The organism is Gracilibacillus massiliensis (assembly GCF_001458115.1).
In the GTDB taxonomy this organism is placed as follows: Bacteria; Bacillota; Bacilli; order Bacillales; family Amphibacillaceae; genus Gracilibacillus; species Gracilibacillus massiliensis.
In genome coordinates this window covers 55,316-79,213 of sequence record NZ_CZRP01000013.1, presented here as the reverse complement: position 1 = coordinate 79,213, position 23,898 = coordinate 55,316, and the positions used below count along the sequence as shown (strand labels likewise).

Below are 23,898 nucleotides of genomic sequence, written 5' to 3'. Positions count from 1 at the left end.
TAGGTGTATTTTTTTGTTTTGAAAATTTAACATATTTTATCTTTACAGATTACTTATCAATTTATAATTGGTAAAAAATGCATTAAGTGGTTAGTTGTCAATTATAGTTATAAGATTTATGACTAGGTATATTTAATCATTATTAATCTTGTTATGGTAACAGGATTATCATCATGATAAAATAGGAGGATATAAAAAGAAAACAAAGGGGACAATAGAATATGCGAAAGTTTCAACAAATTAAATACAAATTACCGGCCATTATGATCTTACTTTTAGTCATACCGATCAGTATGGTTGGATATATCTCTTATCAAAAGACAGAGATACTAGAAAAAGCCATTATTCAAAAAGATGATATCGTCGAAATGACTCCGAAATACGAAAAAACATTTGAAGAATATGAATCCATTCTCACCTCTCTCACCGAATCGGAAAAATTACAGTATGAAAAGGTTTCCACCTCAAACCTTGATGAATCAACTTATCCCAACATGCCTATTTTAAATAATCCAAAACTAACAACTTATTATGAGAATTTTTTGACAAAACAGGCATCCGATGATCCCTATATCATTAACATGTATATTGGTACCAATGACGGGGCGTTATATTTAAATAACATTCCAGATGAAGATGTCGATCTTACATCATATAGTGCAACATCAACCGACTGGTACGAAAAAGCGTCAAAATCTAATGAAGAAGTGGTATGGACAGAACCCTACATAGATGCAGCCAGTGGAAAACCTACTATTACTTTAGCAAAATCTATTTCAGGAGATTCAGGCGACATAATTGGGGTAGCTGGTATAGATTTTGATATGTATGTACTTGCCCAAGATATGCGACAAGATATATTAATGTCCACGATAATAACGATGGCTATTTCTATCATAATAGGACTAGTAATTGTGATCCTGTTTGTCAAAGTTATCAATTTCAATATTAATCAAATCAAAGTAGAGTTAAATAATTTAGCCGCAGGTGACTTAAGTGGTAAAAAAGTAAAAGTCAAAAGTAATGATGAGTTTACCGTGTTAGCAAATGCCATGAATCAAATGAAGGATAATTTATATGATATGATTAATAAAGTAATGATGGCTACGGGTAGAGTGATGCAACAAAGTGGTACATTAAATCAGTCATCTGACCAAGTCAAAGAGGGCAGTGAGCAAATTGCAGCTACCATGGAAGAACTATCCTCAGGAAGTGAGTCCCAAGCAAATCATGCATCAAATCTTGCGAGCACAATGGAAGAACATAACCGAAAAGTAAAAGTCGTGGCGGAAAATGGTCAACGTATTGCTGATGAATCAAAAGAAGTCATGAATGTAAGTCACAATGGTAAAGAGTCACTTGAACAATCTGTTATCCAAATGCAGACAATTCATGATATGGTTCAGGATTCCTACCAAAGAGTAACAGGGTTAGATAAACGAACAGCAGAAATTGACAAAATTGTAATTGTAATAAAAGAAATAGCAGAACAAACAAATTTATTAGCACTAAATGCAGCAATTGAAGCTGCGAGAGCAGGGGAAGCAGGAAAAGGTTTTGCTGTTGTTGCTGATGAAGTAAGAAAACTAGCAGAACAAGTGACAGCTTCCATTAGCGATATTACTGGTTTAGTTGCTAATATCCAAGAAGAATCCGGACAAGTTGCAGATTCATTGGAACTAGGATTTAAAGAAGTAGAAAAGGGTACAACACAAATTGGTCAAACCGGAGATAATTTTGCTCAAATTAATCAATCCATTTCAGGTATGGTACTACGTGTACAGGAAATAGTTCAAAGCTTAAATGAAGTGAACGAAAATAGCGTCGATATGCATAAATCAGTTGATGAGATTGCAGCGGTAAGTCAAGAGTCAGCTGCAGCTGTAGAAGAAACAGCTGCTTCTGCTGAACAAACAAATCAGTCAATGGAAAATGTGTCGAATAGTGCACAAGAATTAGATGCTTTGGCACAAGAATTAGAAGAACAAGTTGCAAAATTTAAAATTGTGTAAAAAAAATAGGCGAAATGCCTATTTTTTTTATATTAATTAGTTCAATAATCATATTTATTTTCTTAGGGTTCGAGTATAAAATGTAGGGTGGAGTATTTTTCGATAAGAATCGACAATTTTATTTCTTTGGAAGGATGGTAATGAAGTTGAGTCGCGGAACAGAAATCCTATTATATAATACTTTATATGATGGTATACAAGATCAAGTATATATTATGAAACCAATAGAAAATAAATTTGTCTATGCATTTATAAATGAAGTCGCTATAAAGGAAACGGGTTTATCAAAGAAGATCATTGGCAAAGCTATTTCCGATGTTCTTCCATCTGTACAGGCATCATTTCTTATATCCAAATATAATGATGTACTTCATACAAAAAAGTTAATTGAGTATGAAGATCAGTTTGAAGTCAATGCGAAGACCAAATACTCCAAGACAACTCTAAGCCCTATAAAAAAAGAAACAGGTGAGATAAAAGCGATTGTAGCTGTCGTGAAAGACATAACTCAACAAAAAATAGCGGAAAAAGAGCTTGGTAAACTATGGGGTGAATTGAATAAAAGCAAAAAAAGATATCAGTCTTTATTCAAAGATAATCCGGACCCGATCATTTCTTTTGATTTAGAAGGTAGAATAGTAAATAGTAATCCTCAAGTTGAAAACGTTACAGGCTATAAACCAATCGAATTAATTGGTTTAACCTTTAGTAAGCTTGTAGATGAAAAAAGTAATCATAAACTGCTCGATTTTTTAAAACAACCAAGCTCAGGTCAGGTTGACTTGATGACGATTCAAATAAAACATCGAACAAATCGATTCGTTCCTGTTTCCGTAAAGATAAGCCCCTTGATCCTCGATAATCAAGTGGAGGGAGTATATGTCATACTGCGCGATCTAACCAACGAGATAGAAACTAAAAAGAAACTGGAAGAAAGTGAAGAACGATTTCGATTAATTGCTGAAAATGCGCATGATATGATAACGCTTCTAAATCATCAAGGGCGAATTATTTATGCTTCACCTTCCTATAAAAGAATCGTAGGGTATAGTCATAATGAATATATTGGCAGGATATTTTCACATAACATTCATATTGAAGATCAGGAAAGGTTGAATCAGATTATTGTCAAATCGATACAGGAAGCAATACCATTTTCGATACAAAACAAACATTACTGTGAAAAGGGTTCCTATATTTGGGTGGAAGCAAATGGTACCCCTGTTTTTAATGAAGCAGGTAAATTCAAACATATGGTAGTATTAGCAAGGGATATTACTGTGCAAAAGGAATATGAACAAAGATTAGAATATTATGCAATGCATGATTTTTTAACCGATTTACCTAATCGACGCTTATTTAAAAAACAATTAACGGAAAGACTAGAACAAGACCGGTCCGATCGATTAGCTATCATGATGCTTGATATAGATAACTTTAAATTAATAAACGATTCATATGGACATGATGTAGGGGATGCGGTGATAGTCGAGTTTGGGCAGAGGCTGTCTCGTCTTCTAAGTAAAAATGACATGGTAGCAAGACTTGGCGGTGATGAATTTATAATCATGTTAGATAGTGCCGATACAATCGAATTTGCTCAGGACTATGCTACAAAGATAAAGAATGAAATCAAAAAGACATGGGAACTAAAAGAAACATTACAAGTGACAACAAGTATCGGCATAACTGTTTGTGATCCATCAATCAAAGTAGAAAAGGCGTTTGATATAATGAAACAAGCAGATGTCGCTCTTTATGAGGCAAAAAAGGCTGGGAAAAATGGCTTCCATGTTTACCGAAAGAAACTGTAGACTTTTGTTCTACAGTTTTTAGTCTGTTTATGGATAGATAGTTATTTGAGCTAATGTTTTCGATAATGTAGCTGTGGGTATAGTGTACTATATTTAAAGTGTGGTATCATTGGATTACTAATCATATGACTTCAGTACCGTTTAGGGGTGGCGATATTGAAAAATTCTATACGTATAGCAGGATTGTACGTTGTTGTAGGTGTTTTATGGATCTTCTTTTCAGATTTACTTTTAAATTACTTGAATTGGAATAGTGTTTTTATCGAACATGGGCAAACCATTAAAGGACTATTGTATGTACTGATTACAGCTATATTACTATTTTTTATGATTTTTAAATTGACTAAATTGCATGAGAAAGAAATAGTAACAAGAGTAGAAGCAGAATCTCAAGCTCTTACTTCATTAGAGGAAAATAAACGCTTTGTTCAATTATTTGATCAAGTATCCTCTGGTTTAATAATTACAGATCCTGAACAAAAAGGAAATCCGATTATTTATGCAAATGAGGGATTTGTAGAATTAACAGGCTATAAAAAAGATGAGGTCATCGGTAGAAATTGTCGCTTTTTACAAGGAAACCATACTAGTAAAGAAGACCGAGCATTGATTCAACAAGCGATAGAAAATAATAAAGCTACACAAATTGAAATCTTAAATTACAAAAAGAACGGTGAAATGTTTTGGAATGAATTAAAAATAACACCTATTACTAGCCATAATAAATTATATTTTATTGGTATTCAGAATGATATAACCGAAAAGAAAAAACAAGCAATTTTTATTGAAAACCAATTTAACATTGTAAAATTACTTTTAACTATTAAAGATAGGAAAGTAGCTTTTCAAAAGATTTGTAAATTGATTGAAAAAGATATGGATTATCAATGTTTGATTTTTCAAAAAGATAGTGAAACAAAGAAATTGGTAGCTTATGCTACTTATTCTTTATCAGATGAATTTATAAGTGAGTTAAAAGATTTTCCAATTCAACCTGACGAAGGTATTAGCGGAAGTGCTGCTTTTTATAAAAAAACCATGGTTGAAAATGATATCTCTAAGATGCAGAACCCTAAATATGTAAAAATTGCTGAACGTTATCATATAAAAACGATTTGGTCTTCACCAATTATAACGAGTAATGACGAAGTAATTGGTGCGTTTACATTATACCAAGATACCATTCATAAGCCATCGAGTCGTGAAAGAAAAGCGCTAGAAACCTATGCCTATATCATAGGGTTGGTTATGGAAAATATGAATTATCAAGAAAAGATTAAAATAAATAATTACCGTTATCAATTAATTGCGCAAAATAGCACAGATATTATCTGTCTAATCAACGATGACAGAAGTATAAATTACCTTTCTCCCTCAGTTAAACAGTTAGTTGGGGACTATTACGATACTCAAACACTAACTAAGATTTTCACACCTAAATCAATTCATGAAATAACACAATTTATCAACTATTTATTACATGTAAATAAAGAGGACTCAACAGAAATTGAAGTAATGAATCATTTAAATGACCGCCGCTGGTTAGATGTAAAAGGTCGGCGCGTTGTCGATGAAAGTGGCAAGGTCCGTATCTTATTTATTGCTAGAGATATTACTTCACGTAAGCAATATCAAGAATCTTTGGATAAAATTTTGTATTTTGATCCGGTTACACAGTTACCAAATAAATATAAATTTAGAAAAGTACTAGAAGATACCATTCAAAAGCAGGAGTCATTCCATTTATTAATAATTGATTTTTATCAAATGAAAGAGATAAAAGGAATGTATGGGACAAAGGCGTGGGATCATGTTATCATGAAAACCCCATCCATGCTTGAAGAGCAATTTCAACCCTTTTTATTGTCGAGGTCAGGTGAAGATGAATTTAGTATAATTACTAGAGACACTGGTGAAAATATAAAACAAGACATAGACACTTTTTTAAGTTGCTTGAAGAAACCTTGGAGTTTCGAACATCAAGAGATTATAATTACAATGTGTATAGGTGTGGTCCGTTATCAAAAACAGACTGCAGATACAATGATTTTACAAGCACAAGAAGCTTTGCAATTAACTAGAAATAGTGATGGAAAAGCCTATCATTTTTATCAGCAACATAACATTGACCAGCAGAATAGGTTATTTAATATTAAACGATATTTATTTCAAGCAATTGATCAAAATGAGATAGATGTACATTATCAGCCGCAAGTGGATATAAAGCATAAAAAAGTAGCAGGTTTTGAAGCATTAATTCGCTGGCGAAATAAAGAGTTAGGAAATGTATCACCAGGTGAATTTATTGGTGTTGCTGAAGAAACAGGCTGGATCGTACCAATAAGTGAGTATTTTATGCGTCAAGTATTTACGGAGGTCGCTAATTGGAAGAAAGAAGGTTTGGAATATCGCGTTTCGGTAAATATTTCGTATAAACAAATGAAAGAAGCAGATTTTGTTGAAAAAGTTGCTAAATTGTTGCATGAAACAGGGTGTCCAGCCGTTCAAATTAGTTTTGAGATAACGGAAAGTTTGTTACTTGAAGATATAGAACTATCAATTAACGCCTTGCAATCTATTAGTGCACTTGGTATTGATATTGAAGTAGATGATTTTGGTGTGGGTTATTCATCTTTATCGTATTTAAATAAGTTTCCGATCGATGTATTAAAAATTGATCGGTCATTTGTCCAAGATCTCGATCGTGACCAGAAGAATATAGCGATCGTACAAGCTATTATGGAAATGAGTCATGCGCTCGGCTTACAGGTGATAGCAGAAGGAGTAGAGGAATTAGAGCAAATTATGTTGTTAGAAGACTTGGGTTGTGAAATCTTTCAAGGATATTGGTTTTCCAAACCAGTATCAAAAGCAGAATTACCTTTTGTGATTACAGAAATTTATGACAGAAAGTTTCATGAAATTAGTTCTTAAATTAAATAAGAATCTTTTGATAGCAAAATAGTATTTCAAGATTGACTTAATACCTTAAGGGGTATATAATTTAACAAAAGTACTCATAAATAAATACCTTTGCTAAATCCGATAATTTTAGTATGATATATATAAAGAGTATTTAAGAAAGGGTGTATTCATCGTGGAATATGATACACAAGTTAAAAATAGAATGAAGCGAATTGAAGGTCAAGTACGTGGTTTGATTAAAATGATGGATGAAGGCAAAGAATGCCGTGATGTTGTAACACAAATGTCAGCTGTGCGTAGTGCATTAGACCGTACAGCAGCATTAGTAGTTAGCTCAAATTTAGAAAAATGTATTCGTGAGGAAAAGGAAACTGGAGAATCATCAGAAGACTTGATAAAAGAAGCAGTAAACTTACTAGTGAAAAGCCGCTAATGCAAGTGAAAATAGAGTTAATAGACTCTATTTTTTATGAATCATAATGTTACCTTTACGGGTAGCCGTATTAATTGTGTAGGTGCTAAAAAGTTAAATCGAGGATGGAGATGCTGGTATCGGTACATGATTTAAATGATTATTGTTATACTAATTATAAACTATTATTGGAGGTATTAGAATGAAAGAAATACATGCAACAGAGTTAGCAAACAAATTAAAAAATGATGAAAAAGTGAATATTATTGATGTAAGAGAAGATGAAGAAGTAGCTCAAGGGATCATTCCTGGAGCTAAACATATACGTTTAGGGGAAATTCCAGAAAAACTAGATGAATTAAAAAAAGATGAACATTATTATATGGTTTGCCGATCAGGGGGACGAAGTGGTCGTGCTACCGAATATTTAGAAGCAAATGGTTATGACGCAACAAATATGGAAGGCGGCATGCTCGCTTGGGAAGATGAAACAGAAATTCCAGAATAATAACGGTATCTGATTTTTTACTGTTTTGTAAGTTGGATGTAAATGATTAAATTTTCTTAAAAGAAAGGATGATCGTAATGTTTCACTATACGGTAACATCAAAAAGAAATATGGATCAGACCATTCAATCTTTAGAAGATAGACTTACTGAAGAAAAGTTTGGAGTTTTATGGGAATTTGACATTAAAGAGAAGTTACAGTCAAAAGATATCGATTTCGATCAGGATTATATAGTACTAGAAGTTTGTAATCCAAAAGAAGCGAGTCGTGTTTTAAAAAAGAATCAATTAGTAGGATATTTTTTGCCTTGTAAAATTGTAGTATATGATGATAATGGTAAAATCAAGATTGGTTTACCAAAACCATCTGTAATGATTGACTTAGTAGAAGACGAAGAACTAAAAGATATTGCATTAGATATCGAGAAACGCCTTATTAGTGCGATCGATCAAAGTCTACAATAAAAGAATCTGAGACAAAAATAATGTGTATGTAGAGAAATCCAAACCATTTCGAACAGACTTCGAAATCGTTTGGATTTTCATGTGTATTAGGAAGAAACTGCGCAATAATTGATGTGGTAATTTTGACAGTAAATATGAGCGTACCAATCGCTACGGCTTGCCCCCCGGAAAGGGAAGTGGGCATCAGGAGCGGTTGTTAACCAGTTAAAAAAATTTCAAAATTACTACATCATTTATTGCCCAGTATCCATATACTACGTATCAATAATTATAACTTTTCTCTACAATGTACTTGATTGATTAAGCTTTAGGATATTTCTTGCTAGATTAAATTGATTATTAAAAGAAAATTAAATTCAAATAATTAGTAATATAGTTTTATAATGGAACGAAATGTGTTAATATATATGATATAAAAGTACTACTTAATAGAAAAGGCAAATCTATTGAAAAGTAGAGACGCAAAACCACAGGTCTAAGGTGAGTAATCACGATGATGGCTGGGTTACCTGATTTGTAATGCACAGGAACCTATACATTTATTTGTATAGGTTTTTTATTTACAATACATAAATTTTAGTCAGGGTCATTGTATAACAGCTTACCCTTCTGTAATAATCCATTTCGAAGCAAGATCGACATTTTCAAGAAATTAGATGAGGAGAAAAAGTGATGCGTAATGTCTTTCGAAAAAAAATAATCTTATTCATTATTACACTAGTACTTTCTGTCGTTGCGCAATCACTTTCTGTTCCACTTATTTTTGGAACTAGTATTAGTGTAGCTCCAATTATTTATCTTGCAAGTCTTCGAATTTTTGGGATGCGTTTTTCATTATTATTAGTAGTAGTATTTAGCATTACAACATATTTTCTGGATATTGGTAATTCTCTAGTCTTCTTAAGCATTTTAGAAGTACTTATCATTGGTAGTTTATACACAAAAAAAGGAAGAGATATTTTTACTTGGAGTTTTGCTTATTCATTAGTTATTTTTTTACTTTATTTTATAGCAATACTATTATTGTCAGATAATGTGGAACATTCTAACTCGATAACTAATTTTTTAGTGTTACAACTTACTATTGCCCTAATGTTTTCTGCATTAGTAGCAGATATGATCTGTGACTACGCGCCATTTATTCCTAAATTTAAAGCATGGCTTCAAGACCGACCACGATTATATTTTGGTCAGGTAATTTCGCATATATTAATTTTCTCTGCAGTTTTCCCACTGTTAATTGTGATTCTTGTTACTGGTAGAGGTCTTGAGAATAATATGTTTGAAGAATTCCAAAACCAGTACAACCAATTAGAAAATCGGTTACAAATAAAAATTTCTGAGATGGATTCTGCAGAGATCCAAAATTATGAACTCGATTCTGAACTGGAAAAAGCAAAAATCAAAACAATGTTAGATAATTATATTAGCTTCTCCGAAAAGAGAGTTTATATCCTTGATCAAGACAATAGAGTTTGGCTGGACACTGAAGATCAGCGTACAACAATCAGTAATATTGATTACATAGAGGAAGGTTATGTCAGAAATATTCATGACAATGGTTACATATGGTTGTCTAACCATCAGCAAACTTTAATCGATTGGTACAAAGGTTATTATATTGGTGAAACAAGCTTTTTAAATAAAAGAACCTTTTTAATTATTCCGATGTATAGTGTAGTGGAAAAAATATTAATAGAATTGATCGATTATCTTATTTTAGTCCTTGTTGTAGTTTGTATTGCTTTAATTTTTGGTATTTTTGTCAACCGTATTCTGTCTAAATCATTCATTCAACTGACACAAATGACCAGTGACTTACCGGAAAAAATGGAACGACAGGAATCATTTTATTGGAAAGACACCAATATCGAGGAATTTTCCAAGTTAGGTAAAAACATTAAAAAAGTGGCCAATCAATTACAATCTATGTTTATCGATGCCAAAAAGAAAAATGAGCTATTAACTGCAAGAACCAATCAATTAATAGATTCAGAAGCCAAACTATACCGATTAGCACATTTTGATACATTAACAGATCTTCCGAATCGTTATTCTTTTCACATTGATTTAAAAGAAATACTAGACGACCAGTCTTTTAAAGAGCGATTTGCTATTGTTTTTATTGACTTAGACAAGTTCAAACAAGTAAATGATACTTTGGGTCATAGTGGAGGAGATATTTTATTAAAAGTACTATCTAAAAGGTTTATACAATTCGAACAAGAACAACCTGTATCTTTCTATCGCTTAGCCGGTGATGAATTTGTTGCAATAGTAAAACGCACCACAGAAAATGAAGTGCAACTTCTATGCAATCAAATAGTTGAAATGATTAAACAACCTTTAGTAATAAATCAAAAAGATATCTCATTAACAGCTAGTATTGGTATTAGTTTTTATCCAGACAGTGGTAGAACGATCGATGGTTTGTTACATTACGCAGATTCCAAAATGTATGAGCAAAAAAAGGAAAGGCATAGCCAACAAGATTAAACATGTAGGAGGCAAACAATGAAAAACTTCAAAATTACGTTAACATTAATTTGTTTGATTCTCTTAATAGGTTGCCAATCATCTACACTTATTCCATTTGAAGAATCATCTCTTTCTTTCCAAAATATCGAGAAACAATCAGAAAAGAAGTCTAATGAATTGGTAATATGGTCGCATGAAAATATCTTTGAAAACTCATTACCAAGATTTCAAGAAAGATATCCTAATTTACAAATAGAAATTGTACCTATACAACCTAGTAATTTAGTAGAAGATTACCGTAACAGTTTAATGACAGGACAAACGCCGGATTTATTTGTGATACCCGATCATGTTCTAGGGGAATTTTCGAGTATCAGCGGTTTTGAAAATTTGTATCAGAAACCCTATTATGATGAAGCATTTTTTGAGCGAAGGCCAGAAGGTTTGTTATCAAAATATATCAATAGCGATAAAGAAGAGTTGTTCGCCATGCCTTTATTGTTTTTTCCTTATATGACCTTTTATCGAGCAGATATTTTAGAAGAAAATGGATATCCAAGTGATCCTGTGAAACTAGCAGATATATTAGATGATGAGGAAAAGTGGATGGAAATGGCAAAGTCATTAGAAAAAAACGGTCAATATATTATTGACTCTGAGCAGCAGATCCTAGAAATGCTCTTGAGGACCAGTTACTCTTTGGATTCGGATTATAATTATCTAGGTAAAGAAGAGCCATTTCGAACAGTAACAAATACTGCAATAAAGGTTTCTGAAAATGAACTAAGTCCTTACTATAATATTTGGGGTGAAAGTGGTCAGAAGGCAATTGAAGATGATCAATTGGTAATGTTTCAAATGGGTAGTTATGTTATGGAGAATTTGAAAGAGTGGGCTCCAGAACAGAAAGGAAAATGGGGTATCACCTCGTTGCCATTTCAGCTATCCGGTACAGATAAGCAAGCTAGTATGTCAATTGCAATCGCAGAAGAAAGCGAAAATAAAGAAATAGCATGGGAATTTGCTAAAATGATGGCGAACGATATGCTTTATATGTATGAGCAAGCAGAAAATGATCCATATTATATTAATAGTGATTTAACAAGTACTTTTTGGAATGTTTTATCAAAGGATTCTATAGGTCAACCACAACCAATAGATCAACATATACAATTTATCTGGGATGTGAATATGAAAGAATTCCATAGTGGAAAAGAAGTGACTCACGAAGCAATAAATAAGATTCATAACACAATACAAGAACGGATAAGATATGATCAACGGGCATTAAAACAGTTAATACAAGGCAGCAGCAACCAAGGCATCGATAAATAGCTCGATGTCTTTTTTTGTTCATCAATCAATTAGATGAATAACATCTATGCTTAAATGATATAGGAATATAAAATAATGATGTTATAATTAGAATATAAATATATACTATTAAATGGTTGGTGGTAAGAATGGAAATGGAATTAAAGATCTCAACTGGTATGTCTGGTTTTGATGAGACAATTGACTCACTAAGATTAGGAGATAACGTCGTATGGCAAGTAGATCATATAAAAGCATATAAGGATATTATAACGCCATTTGTCCAGAAAGCATTAAAAGACAATAGAAAAGTAGTTTACGTCAGATTTGGACAACATGAATCTCTAGTTAGTGAAGAAGAAGTCATTCAATATAATGTTGACGCAAAAAAAGGATTTGAAAGCTTCGCAACAGAGATTCATCGATTAATTGAAAAAGAAGGTCATAAAACGTTCTATGTATTCGATAGTTTAACGGATTTACTATCTAATTGGTATTCTGACTTAATGATCGGAAACTTCTTTAAAGTATGTTGCCCCTATTTATATGAACTTGATACGGTTGCCTATTTTGCAATCAACAGAAATATCCACACCTATAGTACAATAGCGCGAATACGGGAAACCACGCAAGTCTTATTAGATCTATATGAAGTAAATCAAAAGCATTACATTCATCCACTAAAAGTATGGCAACGTTATTCACCGACCATGTTTTTTCCACATTTGATCGAAGCTGATCGTGTTAAAAGTATTACAGCAAGCTCGGAAGCTTCTGCACTCTTTTCCAATATAAATCGTGTCGAAGAACGGATGGATTATTGGGATGTTATTTTTTCGAAGGCCAGAGAGGATTTGCAAAAAGATCCAGCAACCCAAGAGCATACTAAAAGGTTGTTAATGTCCTTGTTAATTGGTGAAGAGTCAAGAATGTTTCAATTATGCGATCAATACTTCACATTACAAGATATTGTAGAAATTGCTTCAAGGGAAGTTGGTACAGGGTTTATTGGTGGTAAGAGTGTCGGGATGTTGTTAGCGCGGAAAATCCTGAAAAATGATCCAGAACAACGATTCACGAAATATATGGAAGCACATGATTCTTTTTATATAGGTTCAGACATTTTTTACACCTATATTGTCCAAAATGGCTGGTGGAAACTTCGGGTCAAACAAAAAACAAAAGAAGGATATTATAAATATGCAAGAGAACTTCGTGAGAAAATACTAAATGGTGAATTTCCATCAAACATAAAAGAGCAATTCGTCCAAGTATTAGAATATTTCGGGCAATCTCCAATTATTGTTCGTTCTAGTTCATTGTTAGAGGATAACTTTGGAAACGCATTTGCTGGTAAGTATGATAGTGTATTTTGTGTTAATCAGGGAACTCCAGAAGAACGTTATCAAGCCTTAGAAAAAGCTATACGCACAGTCTATGCTAGTACAATGAACGAGGATGCTCTTGAATATCGAATGAATAGAGGACTATTCGAAAAAGACGAACAAATGGCGATATTAATCCAACGTGTATCAGGAGATCATTATGAAGATAACTTCTTTCCCCATGTTGCAGGTGTAGGTAATTCATCTAATCTTTATGTTTGGGATAAGAGTGTTGACATGGAAGCGGGTATGATTCGTCTTGTATTTGGATTAGGGACTAGAGCAGTTGATCGAACAGTAGATGATTATGCCAAAATTGTAACCCTTGATCAACCGACAAGAAAACCACTCATGCACATGGATGATTTAAAGAAATTTTCCCAACACGGTGTGGATGTTTTATCGATTTCAAAAAATGAGTTAACAAGTGTTAAATTAGATGATGCCATTGCGAATGTCTGGGATGTTGAAAGAAATTTATTTGCGTCTATTGATACCGAAACTGCATTTCGATTAAAAGATTTAGGCTATAAAAATATGCCAACGCCTTATATTCTCGACTTTAAAAACCTGTTAAAAAATTCAAGTTTTGCGAGTGTAATGAAAGAGATTTTAGCAGAGATTTCACGTGTATATGATTACCCAGTTGATGTTGAATTTACAGCCAATTTTAGAGACAAAGAAAATTTTCATATCAATATTGTTCAATGTCGTCCTCTTCAAACAAAAGGATTGGGTAAATCTGTGACAATTCCAGAAATCGAACCGAATGAAGCCTGTTTTATCCAAACCGAAGGAAATTTCATGGGAGGCAATATTCGACTGCCGATAGATTATTGCGTTTACGTCGATATGGATGGCTATCTCGCATTAAATGAACAAGACAAATATAGTGTCGCTCGTACGATTGGTAAAATTACGAGAGATTTAAAAAATGAACGGATCTTTTTGGTTGGACCGGGTCGTTGGGGCACTTCTACACCATCATTGGGTGTTCCAGTTCATTTCTCAGAAATCCAACATGTCGATGCTATTTGCGAAGTATCCTCACAAGCAAAAGGTTTTATGCCTGAATTATCATATGGTAGTCACTTTTTCCAAGATATCGTAGAATCAGATATCTTCTACGTAGCGTTATTTGATGGAGAAGAAGATGTACGATTTGAACCATCCTATATTGAAAAACATGAAAATTTAATCGATCAATGGGGAGATAGTTCAAAATTAGCAAATCAAGTGATTCATGTATGTGAAGTAACTGGAATGGAACTGTTATCAGATGTAGTAAAACAAAAATTATTATGTAAATAGAGAGCGAGTGTTGCCTAGTAATAAAATAGGTAACACTTTTTTTGTGCAGAATTAAAGTCTTTAAAAATCTTACGGACAGAAAACAAGAAATTTGAAGATTCTGTCCATTAGAATAGATCTTACGGACAAAAAAGAGAAAATTAGAGGTTTGTGTCCATAAGAATGGATCTTACGGACAGAAAAGAGGAAATTCAAGGATTGTGTCCATAAGAATGAATCTTACGGACAGAAAGGAGGAAATTTGAGGATTGTGTCCATAAGAATCGATCTTACAAACAGAAAAAGAGAATTTCAGAGGTTATGCCTTTTATTCGACTGAAGCATACCGTATCCCCATTTGTCACACTTTCTTCATAATTGGGTGTGATTTTGTTCACAACAATTACTTTTACTTCGTGATTAAATGAACATAAGCAATAAAGATTGGGAACACGGAGGGATGGACGATGGCAAAAAAGAAGTCTCCATTATGGCAACGAATGAATTATTTAAAACCAAAAGAAAAATATGCAAATGAACATAGCCAATTACAAGAAGGAGATCGGGATTGGGAAAATGTCTACCGGAGACGCTGGCAACACGATAAAGTGATTCGCTCTACACATGGTGTCAATTGTACAGGATCTTGTAGCTGGAATATATTCGTAAAAGACGGCATCGTAACCTGGGAAGGTCAATCGATAGACTATCCTTCCACTGGTCCAGATATGCCAGACTTTGAACCAAGAGGCTGCCCAAGAGGTGCAAGTTTTTCTTGGTATATCTACAGTCCATTACGTGTGAAATATCCATATGTACGAAAAAAATTACTAGCACTCTGGCGTGAGGCCTTATCAACACATGACAATCCTTTAGAAGCATGGAAGAGCATTGTTGAAGATCCAGAAAAAGCACAAACATATAAACGTGCTCGCGGTAAAGGGGGACTTGTACGTTCAGACTGGTCTGAAGTAACAAAACTGGTGGCAGCATCTGTGATGTATACCACTCTAAAGTATGGTTCAGATAGAAATATTGGCTTTTCACCTATACCGGCAATGTCGATGGTAAGCCATGCTGCGGGAAGCAGGTTTATGTCACTAGTTGGCGGACCGATGCTAAGTTTTTATGACTGGTATGCCGACTTACCACCTGCTTCACCGCAAATATGGGGCGATCAGACCGATGTTCCAGAAAGTTCTGATTGGTATAATTCCGGTTATATCATGACTTGGGGATCGAATGTACCACTTACTCGTACACCTGACGCACACTTTTTAGCAGAAGCTCGTTATAAAGGAACAAAAGTAGTTTCGGTAAGTCCTGATTATGCCGAATCAACCAAATTTTCAGATGACTGGATGAGTGTCAAACAAGGGACGGATGGTGCGGTAGCGATGGCAATGGGACACGTTATTTTGAATGAATTTTACCAAAAACAACGTACTCCTTATTTTGAAAACTATGCCAAAACATATACTGATTTTCCATTCGCAGTGAAATTAACTCAAAATGGTAACAAATTAGTAGCAGATCGATTCCTACATGCAAAAGATTTAGGCATAGCTACAACGAACAGTGAATGGAAACCAATGATGTACAATACATTAACCAATGATTTTGCGATTCCTCAAGGAACAATGGGTGCACGTTGGGATAAACAAGGAAAATGGAACCTACAGTTAATTGATGAAAGAACAGAAGAAAAAATTGAGCCTGTACTGGGCTTTTTAGGTATTGAAGATGAGATCAAAACCGTTGAAATAGCGTATTTTGATGCAGAAACAAGAGCGACGATGAAGCGAAATATTCCAGTTAAAAAACGAGAGATCAATGGCAAAACGGCATATATCACGACCGTTTATGATCTAATGCTGGCAAACTACGGCATTGATCGAGGGATTGGTGGAGATGTTGCTTCCACTTATGATGACAACGAGGCATTTACACCAGGATGGCAAGAAAAAATTACTGGTGTTGACCGTCATTTGGTCACAAAAATTGCTCGTGAATTTGCGCAAAACGCAATAGATACCAACGGTCGTTCGATGATCATCGTTGGCGCAGGGATTAACCACTGGTTCCATTCAGATGCCATCTACAGAGCGGTTGTCAATCTCGTAATTATGGTTGGTGCACAAGGTGTAAATGGTGGTGGCTGGGCTCACTATGTTGGTCAGGAAAAACTACGTCCTGCAGAAGGGTGGAATACAATCGCAACTGCTAAGGATTGGCAAGGGCCACCAAAATTGCAAAATGGTACATCCTTTTTCTATTTTGCAACAGATCAATGGCGCTATGAAGAAACATCCATTAATGAATTAACTGCAAAGACGGTTGACAAAGCAAGATATGATCATCCAGCTGACTATAATGTCCTGGCAGCAAGATTAGGCTGGCTGCCCTCTTATCCGACTTTCAGTAAAAATGGAATTGATGTCTATCAAGAAGCAATAAAAGCTGGCAACCATACACAGGAAGAGATTGGGGCATATGTTGCCAAACAGTTAAAAGATAAACAATTAGAATTCTCCATCGAAGATCCTGATAATCCAGTAAATTATCCAAGAACCTTATTCGTGTGGAGAGCAAATTTAATTTCTAGTTCTGGTAAAGGACACGAGTATTTTCTTAAGCATTTACTTGGAGCAAGTCATGGATTATTAAATGATGACGAAGACAGTTTACGACCATCTGAAATTAAATGGCGTGACAAAGCACCGGAAGGAAAACTTGATTTATTAGTCGATTTAGACTTCCGAATGGCAGGTACTGGACTATATTCCGACGTTATTTTACCTGCATCGACTTGGTATGAAAAACATGATTTATCAAGTACCGATATGCATCCATTCGTCCATCCGTTCAACCCGGCAATTTCTCCACCTTGGGAGGCAAAGTCCGATTGGGATATTTTCAAAGCACTAGCAAAGGGAATTTCCGATTTAGCAGAAGAAGTGGATATGCAGGAATTCAAAGAAGTGGTCACAAGCCCATTGCTACATGATACAGCCCAAGAGATGGCACAGCCATTAGGTGAAATTAAAGATTGGTCCAAAGGGGATTGTGAACCAATTCCAGGAAAAACGATGCCAAATGTCCATGTTGTGGCAAGAGATTATAAACAGCTCTATAAGAAGTTTACCTCACTCGGTACGAACATTGCCAAAAATCCTTATGGTGGCAAAGGGATCAGCTGGTCGATGGAGAAGGAATATGAACAAACGAAACATGCAATTGGCAGGGTAGAAGACGAAGGTATTTCGAAAGGACTACCAAATATTACAGATGCACGGGATGCCTGTGAAGCAATTTTAAGACTTTCCTCGACAACCAATGGGAAAGTGGCAGTAAAAGCATGGGAAGCATTAGAAAAACAGACGAACTTAAAATTACGAGATTTAGCAGAAGAGCGCGAAGAAGAACTATTCACGTTTGAACAGATCAATGCCCAACCAAAAACGGTAATCACTTCACCAGCCTTTAGTGGATCAGAAAAAGATGGGAGAAGGTATTCTCCTTTTACAACCAATATTGAAAAAATGATCCCATTCCGAACGGTAACAGGGCGTCAATCCTATTTCTTGGACCATGAGATGATGAAAGAGTTTGGTGAAGAGATGGCAACATTTAAACCAATGCTCCATCACACGCCTTTTAAAAAGGATCGGCCACCTGTTGAAGGTAAAGAGATTACCTTGAACTATTTAACACCACACAATAAGTGGTCGATTCACAGTATGTATTATGATGCACAACCAATGTTAACCCTTTTCCGTGGCGGGCCGACCATTTGGCTTAATAAAGATGATGCAGCAGAAGCTGGTATTGAAGACAATGACTGGATTGAATGTTTTAACCGTAATGGTGTTGTCGTGGCTAGAGCAGTGGTTTCACACCGAATTCCAAGAACAATGGCGTTTATGCATCATGCACAAGATCGTCATATCCATGTTCCAGGTACCAACTTAACCAAAAATCGTGGAGGTACTCACAATAGCCCGACGAAAATTCATATGAAGCCAACTCATATGATTGGTGGATATGGCCAACTAAGCTACGGCTTTAACTATTATGGGCCAACCGGAAACCAACGAGACTTACATGTTGTCATTCGCAAACTAGAGGAGGTTGATTGGCTTGAAGATTAAAGCACAAATAGGAATGGTAATGAATTTAGATAAATGTATTGGCTGTCATACATGTAGTGTAACTTGTAAAAACACCTGGACAAATCGTCCGGGTGCTGAATATATGTACTTTAACAATGTTGAGACAAAACCAGGTATCGGTTATCCAAAACGTTGGGAAGATCAGGAACACTACCAAGGTGGTTGGGAGCTTGATAACAAAGGCGAGTTGAAACTAAAATCAGGTTCTAAAACAAAGCGATTAATGAACCTTTTTTACAATCCTTATCAACCAACAATCGATGATTATTATGAACCTTGGAATTATGATTATGAGAAATTAACAAATAGTGAAGAACGAAAACATCAACCAGTTGCCCGTGCGAAATCAGCGATAACCGGTGAATTCATGGACCTTGAGTGGGGGCCAAACTGGGAAGATGATTTAGCTGGTGGTCATATAACCGGACTTCGTGATCCAAACGTTGAGCAAATGGAAGAATCGATCAAAACAGAATTTGAAGATGTCTTTATGATGTATCTTCCACGTATTTGTGAACACTGTATCAATGCACCTTGTGTATCTTCTTGTCCATCTGGTGCAATGTATAAACGTGATGAAGATGGTATTGTACTAGTCGATCAAAATGCATGTCGAGCATGGCGCCATTGTGTAACATCTTGTCCTTACAAAAAAGTCTATTTCAACTGGAAAACAAATAAAGCGGAAAAATGTACAATGTGTTACCCAAGAATTGAGAATGGTCAGCCGACAATCTGCTCAGAAACTTGTGTAGGACGTATCCGTTATATCGGTGTCATGCTATATGATGCAGATCGCGTATTAGAAGCGGCATCTGTTGAAGACGAAGATAAATTATATGAAGAACAATTAAAGATTTTCCTGGATCCAAATGATCCTGAAGTCATTAAGCAAGCAAAAAAAGATGGTATCCATGATGACTGGATTGAAGCTGCTCAACAGTCACCCATTTACCGAATGATTATTGATTGGAAAATTGCACTGCCATTACACCCGGAATATCGTACAATGCCAATGGTTTGGTACATTCCACCATTAAGTCCTGTAATGAATGTAATCGAAGGAAAAGGCAGTGTAGCAGATGTCGATGATATTTTTCCGGCAATTGATGATATGCGGATACCGATTGAATATTTAGCCAACCTTTTAACAGCAGGAAATACCGAACACATTCGAACTGTGTTAAAGAAAATGGCAGTGATGAGAAGCTTTATGCGAGCAGAAACAACCGGAAAAGAATTTGATGAGGAAATAATGCTTGAATTAGGCCTTGATAAAGAGGAAACACGAAAAATGTATCGTTTACTAGCTATTGCTAAATATGATGACCGTTTTGTTATTCCAAAGAGTCATAAAGAAGAAGTGCGTGATTTATATGATGATCAGGGAGCATGCGGATTGGACTTTGCAGGAGGACCTGGAAGCTGTGGTGTCTTATCGTAAGGAGGGTAATACTGTGAAATCGGAAACCATACAAGCAAGTTATCACTTATTTAGTTTTTTACTACGCTATCCGACACGTGATCATCTAGAAGCAGTGGATGAAATAACTGCTTTTTCAGAATCAATCGAAGAGGAATCCATTAGAAAAACATTAGTGGAGTTCCTCTCCGTAATATCAAATTGGAATCAAGATCAATGGGTAGAACATTATATTGAAGTGTTTGACTTTGGCAAAACATCGAATCTTTATATGACCTATTTAAAGTTGGGCGAACAAAAAGAGCGTGGTTTAGAGTTGTTGAAATTAAAGAAATTTTATGAAGCAGCTGGTTTTGACGTAACAGATAAGGAATTGCCTGATTATTTACCACTGATGTTAGAGTTTTGTGCGGCCATAGATCAAGAAGTGCGAATCGAATTTTTGTCAAAGCATGCAGCAGCCATCGCTGAAACAAAATCTAAATTAGAAAAGTTAGAAAGTAGTTATTATCTATTGCTTGAAGCATTAATCAAATTGATGAGTTATGAAGGGGTAGTGGTAAGTACAGATCATTCTCAAAAAGAGGAGCGACCGCTATCACTAGAAGACGTAAGAATTATGCAATCGATGCGGGAACAGTTAATACAAAATCAATTAGGCTAAAGACAGGAAAGGAGCAGGACAATGAATGCTTCGTTGGAATGGATTCTGTGGGGAGTCCTACCTTATATCGTTCTTACTATTTTTATTGGTGGACATATTTACCGTTATCAAAAAGACCAATTTGGCTGGTCGACAAAATCAAGTGAATTTTTAGAGAAAAAACAGTTACGCTATGGATCGATGTTTTTTCATTGGGGAATTTTATTCGTACTTGGTGGACATTTTCTTGGAATTTTAGTCCCGGTATCTTTCTATAACGGATTAGGAGTTTCTGAACATCAATACCATATCATGGCATTAGCATTCGGGATACCAGCAGGGATTGCGGTTGTCATTGGTTTAGTGTTATTGAGCTACCGACGTCTTACAGTAGCACGGATAAAAAAGACAACGTCAAAAGGAGATTGGGCTGTATTATTTTTTTTACTGATCGTTGTTCTGTCCGGATTAACTGCAACTTTTATGAATGTCGATTCTCATGGTTTCGATTATCGTACGACGATTGCACCTTGGTTTAGAGGGATTTTTATTTTTCGAATTGAACCACATTTAATGGCAGAAGTGCCGATCTGGTTTAAGATTCATCTGATTGCAAATTATGCTTTTGCATCGATATGGCCGTTTACCAGAATGGTGCATGTATTTAGTTTTCCACTGCGCTATTTATCAAGAAGTTATGTTATCTATAAGAAGCAAATACGAAAAGCTTAATGAATGGAGTGATGAAGATGGAAGAATTTAAAAAAATAATATTTACCATTGAGCAAATTAAAGAAAATCGAATTGACTTGGTGAAACAAGATGTTACAAAATTTGAAAGCCAATTAAAAAAGATGGATGGATTATCAATTAAAGAACTACTTTATCTTCATTACGCCGTTGCATTATTTTATACAAAACAAAACAACTATTCATTAGCTTCACACCATTTTCAACAAGCGGTCAAATATCGTGGACAAGATCGTCAAACAAAACAACTATGGCTACAAGCTCATTTAGATTTTGTCCAGTTAGATGAACAATTCAAACAATATGCACAAGCACGAATGACACTTGCAAAGGTATTGCAATATATGGAAAAAAACCACCAACACGTGGTAGATATTGCTCGAATTTATCAAAAAATCGGCTGGTTGTTTTTTCAAGAAGAAGAATTACATCAAGCACATATGCAATTAGAAGAAGCGAAGAAATTATTTTTGCAATTCTATCGATTACCCGATCCAAATGTAATGAAAGTCAACGATCAATTAGCAGAGGTGTATCTTGCGCTCGAGCAACCAGAGTTAGCGGAGCAACTATTTGAAAATGTTATCCGTAAACATAAAGAAGATTTAACGAAGGTCGGGGAAGCCACCTTGTTATTGAAACTAGGAGAGCTTAATTTTCATACAGATTTGAAAACAGCGCGAAAAAATATTAGTGCTGCAAAAAATTTAGTTTCTGAGGATCACCCGCTTTATTTACGAGCATATATGTTACTTGCTGAAATTGAAGAAAATATCAAAGCTTTCCCACGAGCAATCAAATACTATCGAAAAGCTTTGAATATTGTTTTAAAAGCCTATCCGAAAGATCACTTTCTAATTGTGTTCATTTATTCGAAACTAGGAACGATAAGCTTAAAAATTGGTGAGAAGGAGCAAGCACAGACCTTTTTAGAATCTGGCTTACCATTAGCAAGTCAACATCCGAAGATTCGCATGCAATTTCTCTATGCACTAGGTAAATTGTATTCAGGGCAAAAGGAATATACAAAAGCTTTTGATATGTATACCGACTTTCTGCAAGGACTAGAAACAGAAGATAAGACCCGTACCTTAGCATATGCTAATACCTTACAAGCAATCGCTTATAATTACCTTGCACAAGATCAATTTGGTGACGCACTAGTAAGATATGCGGAAGCCTTACGAATTTATGATAAGCTGGGATCAAATTGTCGTGAAGAACGGGGATTATCAGCTATACGCCTAGCCTACTGTTATCAGACAACGGGAGATAATAAAGAGGCAGAGAAATATTACTTACAAGGTATACAACTTTTAGAAAAGGTAAACAACATTGGTTTAAAAGAAGAGGCTTATTTAGCAATCATTGCGTTTTATCAAGAGACGAAGCAACCTAAACAGCGACGTTTATATGAAAATAGATTAGTGAATTTGCAGAAAATCATGAACAAGTAACAGATACTTTAAAAGCTGTCTGATGAATAGGCAGTTTTTTTGCTGTAGCTTGTCATAAAAATACTTTACAATTCTTCACTTTCTATGTTAACCTATTTTTTGTATAAGTTAACAAAGGAGAGAGTGAAGTGCAATCAACGAAGTTAAGAGCTATTATTTTATCAAGTATTTTTGCAGCAATAACAGCTATTTTAGCACAAATCGAAATCCCGTTACCGCTTGTTCCGATTAGTGGTCAAACATTAGCAGTCGGTCTTACTGCTACAATTATTGGCAGTAGATTGGGAGCTGTAGCAATGGTTTGCTATATGATGCTAGGGGCAATCGGCTTACCAGTATTTGCAGGATTCGGTGGTGGCCCTCAAGTAATTGTTGGACCAACTGGTGGCTACATTATCGGATTTATTTTTGCCGCATTTGTAACAGGTAAGATACTAGAAAAAACAACATTTAATATTGCAATGGCTATGGTGGCTAATACGGTAGGTATGATTATTACATTAGCATTTGGTATGGTGCAATTGAAATTTGTTGCTGATTTATCTTGGTCTGCTGCCCTTGTAGGAGGGGTTTATCCATTTTTAGTAGTTGGCTTAATAAAAGCTTTTCTGGCCAGTTGGATTGGAATCATTGTGCGCAGACGCTTGCAACAAGCAAATTTGTTAAAAATAAGCACCAATGAACAAGAACAAGCAGCTTAAAACGATCACAAAAATAACCGAAGCAAAATAAATCCAAAAGATAACGAATTCTTCAGCTAGGACTCGATATCTTTTGGATTATTTTTTTAACTTTTTTATGATATGATTAGGAGTGTTAAAAAAATCTGACTAAACGAAAAGATTGCGTCA

15 protein-coding genes and 1 riboswitch are annotated in these 23,898 nt (G+C 34.9%); all 15 genes read left to right on the top strand.

Annotated features, from left to right (window positions below):
- The first annotated feature begins 221 nt into the window (after positions 1-221).
- The 15 genes from BN3107_RS12710 to BN3107_RS12640 all read left to right on the top strand — a co-directional run bounded on the left by BN3107_RS12710 (position 222) and on the right by BN3107_RS12640 (position 23,748).
- Positions 222-2,012, top strand: a complete 1,791-nt coding sequence (locus BN3107_RS12710) for a methyl-accepting chemotaxis protein (protein ID WP_058308030.1) — start codon at positions 222-224, stop codon at positions 2,010-2,012.
- Between the two features lie 140 nt (positions 2,013-2,152).
- Positions 2,153-3,826, top strand: a complete 1,674-nt coding sequence (locus BN3107_RS12705) for a PAS domain S-box protein (protein WP_058308029.1) — start codon at positions 2,153-2,155, stop codon at positions 3,824-3,826.
- 156 nt (positions 3,827-3,982) lie between these two features.
- The gene (locus BN3107_RS12700; protein ID WP_058308028.1) at positions 3,983-6,760 is read left to right on the top strand and encodes an EAL domain-containing protein; all 2,778 of its coding nucleotides are present in this window, start codon (positions 3,983-3,985) and stop codon (positions 6,758-6,760) included.
- 163 nt (positions 6,761-6,923) lie between these two features.
- Complete coding sequence (locus BN3107_RS12695) at positions 6,924-7,184, top strand: metal-sensitive transcriptional regulator (protein ID WP_058308027.1); 261 nt, start codon at positions 6,924-6,926, stop codon at positions 7,182-7,184.
- Positions 7,185-7,365: 181 nt separating this feature from the next.
- Positions 7,366-7,671, top strand: coding sequence for a rhodanese-like domain-containing protein (locus BN3107_RS12690; RefSeq protein ID WP_058308026.1), 306 nt, complete (start codon positions 7,366-7,368; stop codon positions 7,669-7,671).
- A gap of 77 nt (positions 7,672-7,748) precedes the next feature.
- Positions 7,749-8,135 carry a DUF302 domain-containing protein gene (locus BN3107_RS12685; RefSeq protein ID WP_058308025.1) on the top strand — a complete coding sequence of 129 codons (387 nt, stop codon included), beginning with the start codon at positions 7,749-7,751 and terminating at the stop codon, positions 8,133-8,135.
- A gap of 426 nt (positions 8,136-8,561) precedes the next feature.
- Positions 8,562-8,648: riboswitch (cyclic di-GMP riboswitch) on the top strand.
- A gap of 159 nt (positions 8,649-8,807) precedes the next feature.
- Positions 8,808-10,631: a sensor domain-containing diguanylate cyclase gene (locus BN3107_RS12680; protein ID WP_058308024.1), complete on the top strand. Its 1,824-nt coding sequence runs from the start codon at positions 8,808-8,810 to the stop codon at positions 10,629-10,631.
- 18 nt (positions 10,632-10,649) lie between these two features.
- A complete protein-coding gene (locus tag BN3107_RS12675; RefSeq protein ID WP_058308023.1) occupies positions 10,650-11,948 on the top strand; it encodes an ABC transporter substrate-binding protein in 1,299 nt (432 codons plus the stop codon).
- A gap of 128 nt (positions 11,949-12,076) precedes the next feature.
- On the top strand, positions 12,077-14,623 hold the full coding sequence (locus BN3107_RS12670) for a PEP/pyruvate-binding domain-containing protein (protein WP_058308022.1): 2,547 nt from the start codon (positions 12,077-12,079) through the stop codon (positions 14,621-14,623).
- A 479-nt stretch (positions 14,624-15,102) separates the two neighbouring features.
- Positions 15,103-18,753: a nitrate reductase subunit alpha gene (locus BN3107_RS12665; protein WP_392389066.1), complete on the top strand. Its 3,651-nt coding sequence runs from the start codon at positions 15,103-15,105 to the stop codon at positions 18,751-18,753.
- Entirely contained in the window at positions 18,743-20,218 is a 1,476-nt protein-coding gene (gene narH, locus BN3107_RS12660; protein ID WP_058308020.1) for a nitrate reductase subunit beta, read from the top strand. Before BN3107_RS12665 ends, narH begins: the two co-directional genes overlap by 11 nt.
- Positions 20,219-20,231: 13 nt before the next feature.
- Positions 20,232-20,861: a nitrate reductase molybdenum cofactor assembly chaperone gene (gene narJ, locus BN3107_RS12655; protein ID WP_058308019.1), complete on the top strand. Its 630-nt coding sequence runs from the start codon at positions 20,232-20,234 to the stop codon at positions 20,859-20,861.
- Between the two features lie 21 nt (positions 20,862-20,882).
- Entirely contained in the window at positions 20,883-21,572 is a 690-nt protein-coding gene (gene narI / locus BN3107_RS12650) for a respiratory nitrate reductase subunit gamma (RefSeq protein ID WP_058308018.1), read from the top strand.
- Positions 21,573-21,589: 17 nt separating this feature from the next.
- Complete coding sequence (locus BN3107_RS12645; protein WP_058308017.1) at positions 21,590-23,047, top strand: tetratricopeptide repeat protein; 1,458 nt, start codon at positions 21,590-21,592, stop codon at positions 23,045-23,047.
- Positions 23,048-23,175: 128 nt separating this feature from the next.
- Entirely contained in the window at positions 23,176-23,748 is a 573-nt protein-coding gene (locus BN3107_RS12640; protein ID WP_058308016.1) for a biotin transporter BioY, read from the top strand.
- Positions 23,749-23,898: the final 150 nt, after the last annotated feature.